A 14,056-nucleotide genomic window follows, 5' to 3' on the forward strand; every position below is an offset into this window, starting at 1 on the left:
GATAATCATGAACGATACACCGCTCGCGTCCTCGGCAGCTTCTGCTTCGGACACTCTTGCCAGCAAGATTGACGAACTGCCGGATGTTCTCTCCCGCATCTGCGCACGCACCAAGCTGGAAGTTGAACATCGCTCCACCCTGATGTCCCTTAAGGAAATCACGGCAAAAGCGCAGGAAACCAAAGAGGCACCGCGCGGGTTTGGCCGGGCGCTGAAGGAAAAAGCTGCGGACCGGGCCGTTGGCCTGATTGCAGAAATCAAGAAGGCTTCTCCTTCTGCCGGCATCCTGCGTGAAACCTATGATCCCGCAGAAATTGCCGCAGAATATGAGCAAGCCGGTGCAGCCTGTATTTCCGTGCTGACCGAAAGCTCCTGCTTTCATGGGGATAACGAAGATCTGGGCAAGGCGCGGGCTGCATGCTCCCTTCCTGTTCTGCGCAAGGATTTTATCCTTGATCCGTGGCAGGTTTATGAAAGCCGCATGATCGGGGCAGATTGCATTCTGCTGATTATGTCCATTCTGTCCGATGAAATGGCGCTGGAACTGGTTGACCATGCCAAAGGGCTAGATATGGATGTGCTGGTAGAAGTGCATGATGAGGAAGAACTCAACCGCGCCCTTGCGCTGGATACCTTCCTGATCGGTATCAACAACCGCAACCTCAAAACACTTCAAACCAGCTTAGACACCACGCGGGAGCTTTCTCCGCTTGTCCCACCGGATCGGATTATCGTGTCTGAAAGCGGCATCAAAACGCATGAAGATATCGTGCAGCTTTCCAGCATCGGTGTAACGGGCTTTCTGGTGGGTGAATCCCTCCTGCGAGATCCTCACCCGGGCGATGCCGCCAAAAAACTGCTGGGGCTGGCCTAACGTGCCCTCTCCAGCACTCACGCATCTGGATGCGGCGGGGCATGCGCATATGGTGGATGTTTCCGCAAAGGCTGCCACACGTCGCAAGGCTGTTGCCACCGGGGCAATTATTATGCAGCCCCAAACACTGGAAATGATCCTTTCAGGCGCGGCCCCAAAAGGTGATGTTCTGGCAACGGCCCGTATTGCGGGCATTATGGCCGCCAAAAAAACAGCAGATATTATTCCGCTCTGCCATCCGCTTAGCCTGAGCAGTGTTACTGTAGATCTGGCGCCGAATGATAACAGGATCGAGATTACCGCAACTGTTACAACAACCGGCGCAACCGGGGTGGAAATGGAAGCGTTAACCGCCGTGTCTGCCGCGGCCCTTACACTTTATGATATGTGCAAAGCAGTTGACCGCGGCATGCAGATAGAAAATATAAAGCTCCTCCACAAAAGTGGAGGGCGCTCAGGAGACTACAACGCTGCATAATGAATCACGCGAAACGCCATGCGGTTTTACTGGAGCTTTAGGAAATACCTAAATATCCGGAAACGGATGCCGCTGTTACGCACCATTTATTACGAACTGTTTACATATCGCAGAAGGTTCATCACGCATGGGAACGAACGCCAAACAGGTCGGTAAGGCAGGAAATAACGGTCCTTCCTTAACACGAGACCAGTTTCTTAAAGCCTACTATGACATGCTTCTGATCCGCCGCTTTGAAGAAAAAGCCGGGCAACTTTACGGCATGGGCCTGATTGGCGGTTTCTGCCACTTGTATATTGGGCAAGAAGCTGTGGTGGTTGGTATCCAGATGAGCCTGAAAGATGGCGATAAGCTGATTACATCTTACCGAGACCACGGGCAGATGCTGGTGGCTGGCATGACCCCCCGTGGCGTGATGGCAGAGCTTACGGGCCGTTCTACCGGGTATTCCCACGGTAAGGGTGGCTCCATGCATATGTTCTCCCGCGAGAAGAACTTTTACGGTGGCCACGGCATTGTTGGCGCTCAGGTTTCTTTGGGTATCGGGCTGGCATTTGCCAACAAATACCGTGATACGGATGAAGTTTCCGTAGCTTATTTTGGTGATGGCGCAGCCAACCAGGGGCAGGTTTACGAAAGCTTCAACCTGGCTGCTCTGCTCAAGCTCCCCTGTATTTTTGTTATTGAAAACAACCGTTACGGCATGGGCACCGCTGTTGAGCGGGCATCTGCATCGCACGAACTCTACAAAAATGGCGAGCCATGGGGCATTCCCGGCAAGCGGGTGGATGGCATGGATGTTGCCGCCGTATATGCCGCAGCAGAAGAAGCCGTAAAGCATTGCCGTGAAGGAAAGGGGCCTTACCTGCTGGAGATGATGACATACCGCTATCGCGGCCATTCCATGTCTGACCCGGCAAAATACCGCACGCGAGATGAGGTGGATGAAGTCCGCAAAACGCGTGATCCTATTGAACACGTTAAACACATCCTGCTGGATTCTGGCGTGACAGAAGCAGAACTGAAAACCATGGAAACCGAGATCAAGGGCATCGTGAACGACTCTGCGGAATTTGCGCAGACCAGCCCGGAACCAGATCCGGCCGAACTTTATACGGATGTTGTTCTGGAGGCTTGAGCATAAACATGGCGACTGAAATTTTAATGCCCGCCCTTTCTCCTACCATGACAGAGGGCAAACTGGCCCGCTGGCTGAAAAAGGAAGGGGACGCCGTAAATAGCGGTGACGTTCTGGCCGAGATTGAAACCGACAAAGCCACAATGGAAGTAGAAGCCATTGAAGAAGGTATTCTAGGCCGTATTCTTACAGCAGAAGGCACAGAAGGCGTTGCCGTTAACACACCTATTGCCATTCTGGTGGAAGAAGGTGAGGCAGTGCCAGATAATATCGACACGCCTAAAAGTGCAGCTTCCGCAGAAGCTCTGCCCGTAGCACAGCCAGCTGCATCTGCTCCTGTAAGCGCTCCGGTATCTGCCCCTGTTGAAGAAGAAAAAGACTGGGGTGAGACGCAGGAAATCACTGTGCGTGAAGCGCTACGTGATGCATTGGCCGCCGAATTGCGGCGTGATCCAGACGTGTTCCTGATGGGTGAAGAAGTTGCCCAATATCAGGGTGCTTACAAAATCTCCCAAGGCCTGTTGCAGGAATTTGGCGAAAAGCGCGTAATTGACATGCCTATTGCTGAGCATGGCTTTACTGGCATGGCCGTGGGTGCTGCCCTTACTGGCCTCAAGCCCGTGGTGGAGTTCATGACCATGAACTTCTCCATGCAGGCTATTGACCACATCATCAATTCCGCAGCCAAAACGCTGTATATGTCTGGCGGTCAGATGGGGTGCCCCATTGTGTTCCGTGGGCCAAACGGCCCGGCATCTCGCGTGGGTGCACAGCATTCTCAGTGCTACGGTAGCTGGTACGCCCATGTTCCGGGCCTGAAAGTAGTTGTGCCTTGGTCTTCCGCAGATGCCAAAGGCCTGCTGCGCGCTGCTATCCGCGACCCGAACCCTGTTGTGGTGCTGGAAAACGAAATTCTTTACGGGCGCAAATTCCCTTGCCCGATTGATGAAGACTTCATTGTGCCCATCGGCAAGGCCAAGATCGAACGTGCTGGCTCGGATGTTACAATTGTTGCGTTCTCCATTGCTGTCACCACGGCGCTGGATGCTGCTGCTGAACTAGCTAAACAGGGTATTGAGGCAGAAGTTATCAACCTGCGCAGTCTGCGCCCGCTGGATACAGATACAATTGTAGAAAGCGTAAAGAAAACCAGCCGCTTGGTTACAGTAGAAGAAGGCTGGCCGTTTGCAGGCATTGGCGCAGAAGTTGCCATGCAGGTAATCGAACATGCGTTTGATTGGCTGGATGCTCCACCGGCCCGCGTAACGGGTGTGGATGTGCCCATGCCATTTGCCGCCAATCTGGAAAAACTGGCCCTGCCACAGCCTGAAGATGTGGTTAAAGCCGCACTTGGCCTGATGTGAGGGAATGACAGATGGCGACTGAAATTTTAATGCCCGCCCTTTCTCCTACCATGACAGAGGGCAAACTGGCCCGCTGGCTGAAAAAGGAAGGGGACACCGTAAACAGCGGTGATGTTCTGGCCGAGATTGAAACCGACAAAGCCACAATGGAAGTAGAAGCCATTGAGGAAGGTATTCTAGGCCGCATCCTTATTCAGGAAGGCGCAGAAGGTGTTGCGGTCAACACACCTATCGCCATTCTGGTGGAAGAAGGTGAGGCGGTGCCAGATAACATCGACACGCCTAAAAACGTGGCGTCTGCTGAGCCAGCCCCTGTGCCGCAACCTGTTGCTTCTGCACCAGTAGCAACACAGGCAGCACCTGCACAGCGGGCAGATAAACCTGTTGGCCGGGTTGTGGCATCTCCACTTGCGCGGCGCATTGCACGCCAGAAGAATATTGATCTGGCAGCCATTCAAGGCACAGGCCCCAATGGCCGTATTGTTAAACGGGATGTGGAAGCCGCTCTTAACAAAGCCCCAAGTGCAGGGCAGGTGGCTTCTGCCTTGCCTGCATCTGGTGGCAGCAGTGCGGTGCCACACACCACTATGCGTAAGGTTATTGCACGCCGCCTGAGTGAATCCAAAGCCACCATTCCGCATTTCTATGTCTCCATAGATGTAGAACTGGATGCACTTCTGGCTTTGCGTGCGCAGCTTAATGCCATGTCTCCCGCAGAAGGGGCTGATGCCTTCAAGCTGTCTGTAAACGACATGCTCATTAAGGCTTCTGCCGTTGCCCTTAAGCAGGTGCCGGAAGTGAACGCGTCTTACACCGAAGATGCCATGATCCTGCACGAAGATGCAGATATCTCGGTTGCGGTTTCTCTGGATGATGGGCTGATCACGCCTATCGTCAAACAGGCAGACCGCAAGAGCCTGAAAGATATCAGTCAGGAAGCCAAGGATCTGATTGCCCGCGCCCGCGCTGGCAAGCTGAAGCCGGAAGAATTCCAGGGTGGTACGTTCTCCATCTCCAACATGGGGATGTACGGCGTGAAAGACTTTGCCGCCATTGTTAACCCACCGCAGGCTGCCATTCTGGCTATTGCAGCAGGTAAAAAACAGGCTGTGGTAAAAGGGAATGAACTGGCTATTGCTACAGTCATGACCGTTACCCTCTCGGTGGATCACCGTGTGGTGGATGGTGCGGCGGCTGCGCGTTGGCTTTCTGCTTTCCGCACTGCGGTTGAATCTCCGCTTTCACTCGTTCTCTAACCGCACGGCTTTCTGAGGATCAGGCATATTATGAGCCAGACTGATTTTGATATCATCGTTATTGGCGGTGGGCCGGGCGGTTATGTAGCGGCACTTCGGGCAGCACAGCTTAAGCTTTCCGTTGCAGTGGTGGAAGCCAACCACCTTGGGGGCATCTGCCTGAACTGGGGTTGTATTCCCACCAAGGCTTTGCTGCGTGCTTCCGAGATCAACCATCTACTGCATGATCTGGGCACATACGGCTTTAAAGCTGATGGCGTAAGCTTTGATTTTAAAGCAATTGTTGCACGCTCCCGCGCTGTTTCCAAACAGCTTGCATCTGGTGTACAGCACCTGCTGAAAAAAGCCAAAGCTCCTGTTTTTAAAGGATTTGGTAAGCTGGATGGCGTTGCTGCCGGTGGCAAGCGCAAGGTGCTGGTGCAGCCGGAAAGTGGTGCACCACAAACCCTTACCGCCAAGCACGTTATTCTGGCTACAGGTGCACGTGCGCGTGCATTGCCGGGGCTGGAAGCAGACGGTAAGCTTGTCTGGTCTTACCGGGAAGCCTTGGTGCCAGATGAACTGCCCAAGCGGCTGCTCGTCATTGGGTCTGGCGCTATCGGCACGGAATTTGCTTCCTTCTATCGCAACATGGGTTCGGAAGTAACGCTGGTGGAAGTTGCGCCGCGTATTCTGCCCGTGGAAGATGAAGAAATCAGCGCCTTGGCCCGCAAGGAATTTGAAAAACAGGGCATGCGCGTTCTCACCAGCGCCAAGGTTGGGGCGCTGAAAAAGGGCAAGAACGATGTCACTGTGCCTGTGGAAGTAGGCGGCAAAACGGAAACCATTACCGTAGACCGCGTTATTTCTGCCGTGGGTATTGTCGGCAACGTTGAAAATATCGGGCTGGAAGGCACCAAGATCAAAGTGGACCGCACACATGTGGTCACGGATGATCTGTGCCGCACGGGTGAACCCGGTGTTTACGCTATTGGTGACCTGGCAGGAGCCCCGTGGCTTGCACACAAAGCCAGCCATGAAGCTGTTATGTGTGTTGAAGCCATTGCTGGCAAAACCGTGCATCCTATTGATGTTACAAAAATTCCGGGCTGCACATACTGTCGGCCTCAGGTGGCTTCTGTTGGGTATACAGAAGCGCGTGCCAAGGAAGCCGGTTACAAGGTGCGCGTTGGCAAATTCCCGCTTATGGCTAACGGTAAAGCACTCGCCATGGGTGAGCCTGAAGGCATGGTGAAAACCGTATTTGATGCCCAGACAGGCGAACTGCTGGGCGCGCATATGATTGGTGCGGAAGTTACGGAAATGATCCAGGGCTTTGTGATTGCCCGCACAGCAGAGCTGACTGAAGCCGAGCTGATGGAAACCATTTTCCCTCATCCCACCATTTCTGAATCCATGCACGAAGCCGTTCTGGCCGCTTATGGCGGGGCGCTTCACTTCTAGTTTTGGTGTATCATCTCAAGGGTTTGATGTTGCCAAAGCACTATCTGGAGCGTTCCTGCCTTGACGCCACGGCAGGAGCGTTCCAGTTCTGTGGTAACCCTTGGCAAAAGCGGGCAAAGATATGTCTATTCGCGTTGTGATTGATCATCGAACAGGAGGCAGCAGCCCCAACAAGCTGCGTCATCCAGAAAAAGCACACCGGCCAGACAACCCCATAGCCCGCAAACCGGACTGGATACGCGTTAAGGCACCTAACCACCCAGTTTACCACGAAACACGCGCGTTGATGCGCAGCAACAAACTGGTAACCGTGTGTGAGGAAGCCGCATGCCCCAACATTGGGGAATGCTGGTCTCAGCGCCATGCCACCATGATGATCATGGGGGAAATCTGCACCCGGGCCTGCGCTTTCTGCAATGTTACTACCGGCCTGCCGCATGCGTTGGATGAAGATGAACCCACCCGTGTGGCAGAAGCAGTAGCGCGCCTTGGGCTGCGGCATGTTGTGATTACATCCGTAGATCGGGATGATCTGGAAGATGGGGGCGCACACCATTTTGCCCGCGTTATTCACGCCATCCGTGCAGCGGCACCAGAAACAACAATCGAAATCCTGACACCAGATTTTTTACGCAAAAAGAACGCATTGGAAGTGGTTGTTGAAGCACGGCCTGATGTTTTCAACCACAATCTGGAAACCGTGCCACGCCTGTATCCGACCATTCGGCCGGGGGCGCGTTATTATCAGTCTCTGCGGTTATTAGATCGGGTTAAACAGCTTGATGCCTCCATTTTTACCAAATCCGGGCTGATGCTTGGATTGGGGGAAGAAAAAATGGAACTCGCTCAGGTCATGGATGATCTGCGCGTGGCAGATGTAGATTTTATTACAATGGGCCAGTATCTCCAGCCTACAGTCAAACATGCCCCAGTTGCACGTTTTGTTACCCCGGCAGAGTTTGAGGATTACGGCACAATGGCACGCGTAAAAGGCTTTTTACAGGTTAGCTCCAGCCCGCTTACGCGCTCCTCCTACCATGCCGATGCCGACTTTGCCGCACTGCGTGATGCACGCAATGCCCGCCTGAAGGAGGATCAGTAATGCCACAGCACGCAGAAAAGCGTGTTTTACCTTATCGCCCGGATCAGATTTTTGATCTTGTTGCCGATGTTGGCCAGTATCCCAAGTTTCTGCCTTGGTGTGTTGCAGCCAAAGTGCGCACCCGCACCACCACAGAACTTGTTGCGGACTTAACCATTGGTTTTGGCCCGTTCCGGGAAAGTTTTACATCGCGCGTGACTCTGGACCGTCCATCATCCATTACCGTTCGGTATGAGCGCGGGCCTTTTAGGTATTTGCGCAATATCTGGAAATTCACGGCAACGCCTGAAGGCTGCCTTGTAGAGTTTTTTGTGGATTTTGAGTTCCGTTCACGCATTTTACAGGCGGCTATTGGTGTTGTGTTTACAGAAGCCACACGGCTGATGGTTTCTGCCTTTATCAAACGCGCGCGGGAAGTATACGGACCGCCACAAACACCAATTAGCAATACGGCAACAGCCTGTACCAGTGAGCACCCGGCTACCTGAGGGGCGAGTGGGTATTTTCTTTGGTTTATTCCTTTGTTTCGGTTGAAACCCTGCTTATGATGCATGCAGGCAATTTTCTGTAACCTATTGTGGAATATGGGAATTGCCTGTGAAAAGGCGATTCAACCTTATTGAAGGAATATATCCATATGAAAAAACTTTTTGCGGCAGCTCTGCTGGCATCTTCTGCAACTCTGGCTGTTGCGCCAGCTATGGCTGCTGAAACCGCAACGCATCATGGCATGCATGCGCACCATCACCATGAACATTGCCTGAAAGGCAAATGTGCTGCAGGTGAAAAAGCTGCACAGAACAATGGTGATGCTGAAACAGCAGATCTGAACGCCAAAAGCCTGGCAGCTGCACAGAACAATCAGGTTCCTGCCATTGCTGGCGCAGCACCTGCCGTAACAGCTCCATCTGCACCGGCTCTTACTGCACCGGGCGTTTCTGCATCTGGCATTCCGGCTCCGGTCGCTGCAGGCACAGGCGTAAAAGCGCCAGCTCTGCCCACAGCGCCTACCGCTACGGTGCCAACAAATGCTCCGCTGCCGGCTCCTGTTCCTGTTCAGTAATTTGAACGTACGCGCTGCTGCCGGCATCTGTTTCGGCAGCAGTATTTTTTGGAAGCATTAGCCCAAACGCTGTAAAATCAGCTCAAACGCATGCAGTGCCGCTTGCGCTCTCACATCTTCCCGGCTGCCTGAAAAAACCTGCTTGTCCGAGATAACAGCGCCGTTTTTCATGGCCGTTGCAAACCATACAAGTCCTACGGGTTTTTCTGCTGATCCTCCATCCGGCCCAGCAATACCCGAGATGGCGACAGAAACAGTCGCGAGCGGAGAGGCCTCTAATGCCCCTTCAGCCATTTTTTCCACGGTTTGCGCACTTACAGCCCCATGCTTTTCCAATATTTTGGCCGGAACCCCCAGCACCTTTTGCTTCATGGTATTGGAATACGTTACAAACCCGCCTTCCGTAACATCGGAAGAACCGGGAAAATGCGTCAACATGGCTGCAACCAAGCCACCTGTGCAGCTTTCTGCCGTAACCACATGTCCATCTACTTGCCGCAAGCGGGTGAGGGTGCGTTCAGCAGCAGCCAGCACAGAGAGTTCTGAAAAACCGGCATGAGGGGCAGACATTACCAAAACCTTCCGCTTAGTGTGATGCGCGCGCCATAACCGTACGCACGCCTTTTACACATAACGCCGCCATGGCGCCTGCAACTACGTCATCTCCCATCACACCTGTGGCATCGTGCCGCTTATCCAGCACACCCACCGGGCCGGGCTTTGTAATGTCAAACAAGCGGAAAAAGGCGAACGAGAGCAGAGGGTACATCCAGAACCATTTTTCACGGGCCTGTTCCTCTGTTTTAGGTAGGCATGCCAGCAGGGCTATCCACATGCCAGCCACTTCATCAATCACAATCCAACTGTGATCTTCGCCTTTGCCGCTGCGTTTTGTGGCCCACCAGCCCACCACGGTTACAGCAGCAATACCTACCACCAAAAGTCGCGGGCGCTTTAACAAAGGCAACCCCACCACCAATGCCGCCAAGGAACCAACCGTACCCGGCGCGCGGGGTGAAAGCCCACACCCACCAAATGTTGCTATCAGCCGTGCCATATCCATTTTACTGGTTCCCCAATGCCACATAGATGGTCATGTTTTCCCACACACGCTGCACGTAATTCCGCGTTTCGGAATAGGGAATACTCTCAATCCAGTCGATCATCTCTTCGGCCGAAGCACCGCTCTGGGCTGGATTGCCCGCGGTGCTCAACCAGCGTGCCAAACGGGTAGGCCCACCATTATAAGCTGCGGCCATATACGGCACCACAGCCCCAAAGCGGGACTGAATATGCTCCAGATAAGCGGTGCCCAAACGCATGTTGTTTTCCGGATCATGCAGCCCGGCCGCCGTTGCAGCAGAGGCCGGTAAGCCCGTTACACGCAGCATATCTCCTGCAGTGGAAGGTTTAAGCTGCATAAGCCCAATAGCATTGGAAGGGCTCACTGCATCAGGATTAAAGTTACTTTCCTGCCGCATCAAACCGAGCGCAACGCCAGCAGGCAAAGTGCTGGATGGCGGCGTATAAGGCAGAGGCCAGCCAGAGCGCAGCAGAAATACACCATCTCGGCCAGCATGGCGGGAGACTGTTACAGCTATATCCGGCAAACCCAACTGTGCAGACAAGGAAGAAAGTGCCAGGCGCTGCGGCGTACTTGTAACCTGCTGTTCCAGCATGTTCATAAAATCTCGCGCATGGGGGCGATCTCCCCATGAAACAAGGATCTGGGCTGCCTGTGCCAGCTCACTGCCAGAAACGTAAACATCTTCTGATGTGGTTGTTTCCGGGTCACGCTCGGCTTTCAGGCGCGTGCGCGTTTCCTCTGGCACATTGGCGGGGTCCAGCAGCACATTGTTGCGGCCTTCCAGTGCAGCGGCTGCCATTTGCCCATAAAATGTGCCGGGCAGGGCCGCTGCCTGCTGCCAATTTGCATGGGCCGAAGCAGAATCTCCTGCGGCAGCACGTGCCCGCCCAAGCCAGTAAAAGCCGCGGCTACGCGTAATAAGAGCTGAGGATTGTGCGAGCGGACGGAAAAAAGTTTCCGCTGTTGCCGGATCATGCTGCAGGCGCAGGGCAATCCAACCGGAAAGAAACTGTGCATCCAGCCTGTTTGTTGGCGTTGTGGCTGTATCATTTGCCACAGCAAAAGCATCGGCAGCACGGCCAGCCTGAATCAGTTCCCGCGCCAGCGTATCTCGTTCCCGCCAGAATGAAGCACCATGCGTGCTGCGTTCGGCATCTACACCAGCACTTTTCCATAACGCCACGGCTTCATCATAACGCTGCTGTTTACGTAGCCAGCGTGCATGATCGAGAATAAGGTACGGGTCAGTCCGCTGATTAGCGGGTAGGGCAGCAGCCAGTGTTTCTGCTGCCGGATCATCCGCACGAAAAGCCAGGCGGGCCTGCGCCAGCGGCTGCTTTTGGGCAGAAAGAGTGGGTAGGGTTTGCTTGGCTGCCGCGACCAACCCATTTTTCTCTTCACGGTCAAACCGCAGCCAAGAACATTCTGGCGTTATGGCAGATGCAAAGTTGCTTTGCAGAGCCGCAGCGGCAGAGCTGGCATCATTGCCATTTATCCAAGCCTGTGCGGCTTCTGTATTCAAGCGTTTGCTTAAATCTGCCGAGGCCGGAACCTGCGTGGCACACTGCGCAAGGGCAGGGCCGTATGTCAGATTTTGTGTAGCGCAAAGCCGGGCCAGCACTGCCGGATCTGTTTCCTTGGCCAATGCCAGTTGCATGCGTGATGTCAGCAACTGCCAACGGGGCCACACCGGACGTGTTTGCAGAAAATCAGCATAAGCCTGCGCACTGTTCTGCGAGGATTTCACTAACCCCAGCCAAACCGTCAACCGGCTGGCAACATCACTTGTAGGGGGTGTGCCTTGGGCGGCCTGTTGCTCCGTTGGCCATGCCAAACGGTTTTCAGAGGCTCCTTGCTGTTCTGGCGAGGAGGACGAGCAGGCGCTCAGCCCCACACACGCCAGAGAAACAGCAGCCACAAGGCGGTATCGGTACGAAATCGCAAAACGTCTCATACCGCAGAATCAGCGCGTTTCCCGCGCCTTGGCAAGTGCTTTCCGCACCACCCACAAATCAATGGGGCAAATGCCCCCAAACTTCACCACCACCTTTCACAATCAGCTCAATAGCAACGGCCAGAACAATCAGCAGGCCAACCCAGGAAATCCATTTATATTTATCCAGCAGGCGGGCAATAACAGAAGCCGCCAGCCCCATAAGCAGCACGGAAAGCGCCAGACCGGCTATAAGAATACCCGGATGTTCCCGCGCAGCACCGGCAACAGCCAGCACGTTGTCCAAGCTCATGGACAAATCAGCAATCAGGATACGGAAAATCGCTTTTCCCAAGCTGGCTGGGGGAGCCGGGCCCGCATCATCACCCGCATGGCTTTCCCGCATTTCGCGGTACATGCGCCAGCATACCCAAAGCAGCAAAAAGCCGCCAGCCAACGTAAGGCCCACAATTTCCAGCAGCCTTACAGCCACCAGTGCCAGCAGAATACGGATAACAGCCGCCAGCCCTACACCGGCAAAAATGGCTTTCCGCCGTTGTGCGCCAGAAAGAGACCGCACCGCCATACCAATAACAACGGCGTTATCCCCCGCCAGTGTCACATCAATCAGCACAACCTGCAAAAAGGCGACAAATGCTGTCAGGCTGAAGGAATCCAGAAAGCCGTTCACGTGAGCTCCGATTCGAAAAACAGGGCACAAAATGCACCCGAAAAGGCGGCAGTTTCGGGAAGGAACACAAAAAGTCAAAGTTTTCCGCTTTGCGGGCAGACGAAAGGCACGAAATCCGCTAGAGAGACGCCACCTGTTGGCTTTATTGTTTTGGTTAAGGAATTCTGCGTTATGGTGCCGCGTTATACTCGCCCCGTCATGGCCGCCATCTGGTCTCCCACAAACCGCTATCGCATCTGGTTTGAAATTGAAGCGCTGGCGTGTGAAGCCATGGCTGAATATGGCACCGTGCCAAAGGAAGCCGCCAAGGTTGTGCGCGAAAAAGGTGATGCCGCAATGGCCGCCTTCTCTGATGCCGATCTGGCCCGTATTGATGAAATTGAAGCCGAAACCCGGCACGATGTTATCGCCTTCCTGACATGGCTGGCAGAAAAGGTTGGCCCGGAAAGCCGCTTTGTGCATTTGGGCATGACATCATCCGATGTGCTAGACACCTGTCTGGCCGTGCAGCTTGTGCAGGCCACAGACCTACTGCTGAAAGATCTGGATGGTGTTCTGGATGCGCTGAAAACACGCGCCTTCGAACACAAGCATACCCTTACCATTGGCCGCAGCCACGGTATTCATGCCGAACCCACATCTTTCGGGCTGAAGCTGGCTGGCCATTACGCAGAATTCGCCCGCAACAAAGAACGGCTTGAAACTGCACGCGCTGAAATTGCCACCTGTGCCATTTCTGGTGCTGTAGGCACCTATGCGCATCTGGACCCGCGCGTTGAATCCTATGTGGCAGAACGTCTGGGCCTGAAGCCGGAAACCGTTTCCACGCAGGTTATCCCGCGTGACCGGCATGCCGCTTACTTCTGTGCTCTGGCCGTTATTGCCAGCGGCATTGAACGCTTGGCCATTGAAGTGCGCCATCTCCAGCGTTCTGAAGTGCGTGAAGCCGAAGAATTCTTCCATAAGGGCCAGAAAGGCTCTTCCGCCATGCCGCACAAGCGCAACCCGGTGCTGACAGAAAACCTGACAGGTCTGGCCCGCTTGGTACGTGCCGCCGTTATTCCGGCGCTTGAAGACGTAGCCCTGTGGCATGAACGCGATATCAGCCATTCTTCCGTAGAACGGAACATCTGCCCGGATGCCACCATCGGGCTGGATTTTGCCCTTGTGCGTCTGTCTGGCATGATCTCCAAAATGCTGGTGTATCCAGACCGTATGGCCGCCAACATTGAAAGCCTTGGCGGTGTGGTGCATTCCGGCGAAGTGCTGCTGGCACTGGCCAAAGCTGGTCTTTCTCGCGAGGATGCCTATCGGATCGTGCAGCGTAACGCCATGGAAACATGGACCAAACTGGGCACGCCGGAATGCAAGACCTTCCGTGAAAATCTGGATGCAGATCCAGAAATTTCCGGCCGTATCTCTCCCGACGTTCTGGATGCGGCAATGGATAGCCGCCAGCACCTGAAGGCGCTGGATACGCAGTACGAAAAAATCTTTGGTGAAACAGGCCCCCGCCAGTAAGCAGGCTCCCCTGTCATAGCAGGATATATCTTCCTACCCGGAAGCCTGCTATGAACCATATTAGCATGTAAGGGGCCATACTGGCTGGCCCCTTGAACAACAGCCA

Annotated in this window: 14 protein-coding genes; 10 read left to right on the plus strand and 4 right to left on the minus strand. The window is 54.2% G+C overall.

What is annotated here, in order from left to right; translation table 11 throughout:
- The first annotated feature begins 7 nt into the window (after positions 1-7).
- The 9 genes from trpC (at position 8) to FCN51_RS06000 (ending at position 8,718) form a co-directional block, all read left to right on the plus strand.
- A complete protein-coding gene (gene trpC / locus FCN51_RS05005) occupies positions 8-874 on the plus strand; it encodes an indole-3-glycerol phosphate synthase TrpC (protein WP_003629968.1) in 867 nt (288 codons plus the stop codon).
- A gap of 1 nt (position 875) precedes the next feature.
- A complete protein-coding gene (moaC, locus tag FCN51_RS05140; RefSeq protein ID WP_003625539.1) occupies positions 876-1,352 on the plus strand; it encodes a cyclic pyranopterin monophosphate synthase MoaC in 477 nt (158 codons plus the stop codon).
- Positions 1,353-1,479: 127 nt separating this feature from the next.
- Positions 1,480-2,490 carry a pyruvate dehydrogenase (acetyl-transferring) E1 component subunit alpha gene (pdhA, locus tag FCN51_RS05420; protein WP_003625541.1) on the plus strand — a complete coding sequence of 337 codons (1,011 nt, stop codon included), beginning with the start codon at positions 1,480-1,482 and terminating at the stop codon, positions 2,488-2,490.
- A gap of 8 nt (positions 2,491-2,498) precedes the next feature.
- Positions 2,499-3,854 carry a pyruvate dehydrogenase complex E1 component subunit beta gene (locus FCN51_RS05455; protein WP_160256156.1) on the plus strand — a complete coding sequence of 452 codons (1,356 nt, stop codon included), beginning with the start codon at positions 2,499-2,501 and terminating at the stop codon, positions 3,852-3,854.
- 11 nt (positions 3,855-3,865) lie between these two features.
- Entirely contained in the window at positions 3,866-5,110 is a 1,245-nt protein-coding gene (locus FCN51_RS05815) for a pyruvate dehydrogenase complex dihydrolipoamide acetyltransferase (protein ID WP_160256157.1), read from the plus strand.
- A gap of 30 nt (positions 5,111-5,140) precedes the next feature.
- Positions 5,141-6,553: a dihydrolipoyl dehydrogenase gene (gene lpdA, locus FCN51_RS05820; protein ID WP_160256158.1), complete on the plus strand. Its 1,413-nt coding sequence runs from the start codon at positions 5,141-5,143 to the stop codon at positions 6,551-6,553.
- Positions 6,554-6,674: 121 nt separating this feature from the next.
- Positions 6,675-7,655: a lipoyl synthase gene (lipA, locus tag FCN51_RS05955; protein ID WP_128105273.1), complete on the plus strand. Its 981-nt coding sequence runs from the start codon at positions 6,675-6,677 to the stop codon at positions 7,653-7,655.
- Positions 7,655-8,143 (plus strand): type II toxin-antitoxin system RatA family toxin, encoded by a 489-nt coding sequence (locus FCN51_RS05995; RefSeq protein WP_160256159.1) that lies wholly within the window; start codon positions 7,655-7,657, stop codon positions 8,141-8,143. Before lipA ends, FCN51_RS05995 begins: the two co-directional genes overlap by 1 nt.
- Before the next feature lie 149 nt (positions 8,144-8,292).
- Positions 8,293-8,718: a hypothetical protein gene (locus FCN51_RS06000; protein WP_012812897.1), complete on the plus strand. Its 426-nt coding sequence runs from the start codon at positions 8,293-8,295 to the stop codon at positions 8,716-8,718.
- Between the two features lie 57 nt (positions 8,719-8,775).
- On the opposite strand, the gene FCN51_RS06075 is transcribed toward FCN51_RS06000, so the two are convergent.
- From FCN51_RS06075 to FCN51_RS07025, 4 genes are read right to left on the minus strand one after another with little or no spacing between them, the layout of a single operon-like run.
- Positions 8,776-9,288 (minus strand): CinA family protein, encoded by a 513-nt coding sequence (locus FCN51_RS06075; protein WP_124295372.1) that lies wholly within the window; start codon positions 9,286-9,288, stop codon positions 8,776-8,778.
- A 16-nt stretch (positions 9,289-9,304) separates the two neighbouring features.
- The gene (locus FCN51_RS06950; protein WP_160256160.1) at positions 9,305-9,781 is read right to left on the minus strand and encodes a phosphatidylglycerophosphatase A family protein; all 477 of its coding nucleotides are present in this window, start codon (positions 9,779-9,781) and stop codon (positions 9,305-9,307) included.
- Position 9,782: 1 nt separating this feature from the next.
- Positions 9,783-11,759 carry a lytic transglycosylase domain-containing protein gene (locus tag FCN51_RS07020; RefSeq protein ID WP_160256161.1) on the minus strand — a complete coding sequence of 659 codons (1,977 nt, stop codon included), beginning with the start codon at positions 11,757-11,759 and terminating at the stop codon, positions 9,783-9,785.
- Between the two features lie 58 nt (positions 11,760-11,817).
- The gene (locus FCN51_RS07025) at positions 11,818-12,429 is read right to left on the minus strand and encodes a TerC family protein (protein ID WP_003630625.1); all 612 of its coding nucleotides are present in this window, start codon (positions 12,427-12,429) and stop codon (positions 11,818-11,820) included.
- Positions 12,430-12,600: 171 nt separating this feature from the next.
- On the opposite strand from FCN51_RS07025, the gene purB reads away from it, so the two are divergent.
- Positions 12,601-13,950: an adenylosuccinate lyase gene (gene purB / locus FCN51_RS07060; RefSeq protein WP_012812894.1), complete on the plus strand. Its 1,350-nt coding sequence runs from the start codon at positions 12,601-12,603 to the stop codon at positions 13,948-13,950.
- Positions 13,951-14,056: the final 106 nt, after the last annotated feature.

This window comes from Acetobacter pasteurianus (assembly GCF_009914215.2).
Lineage (GTDB): Bacteria > Pseudomonadota > Alphaproteobacteria > Acetobacterales > Acetobacteraceae > Acetobacter > Acetobacter pasteurianus.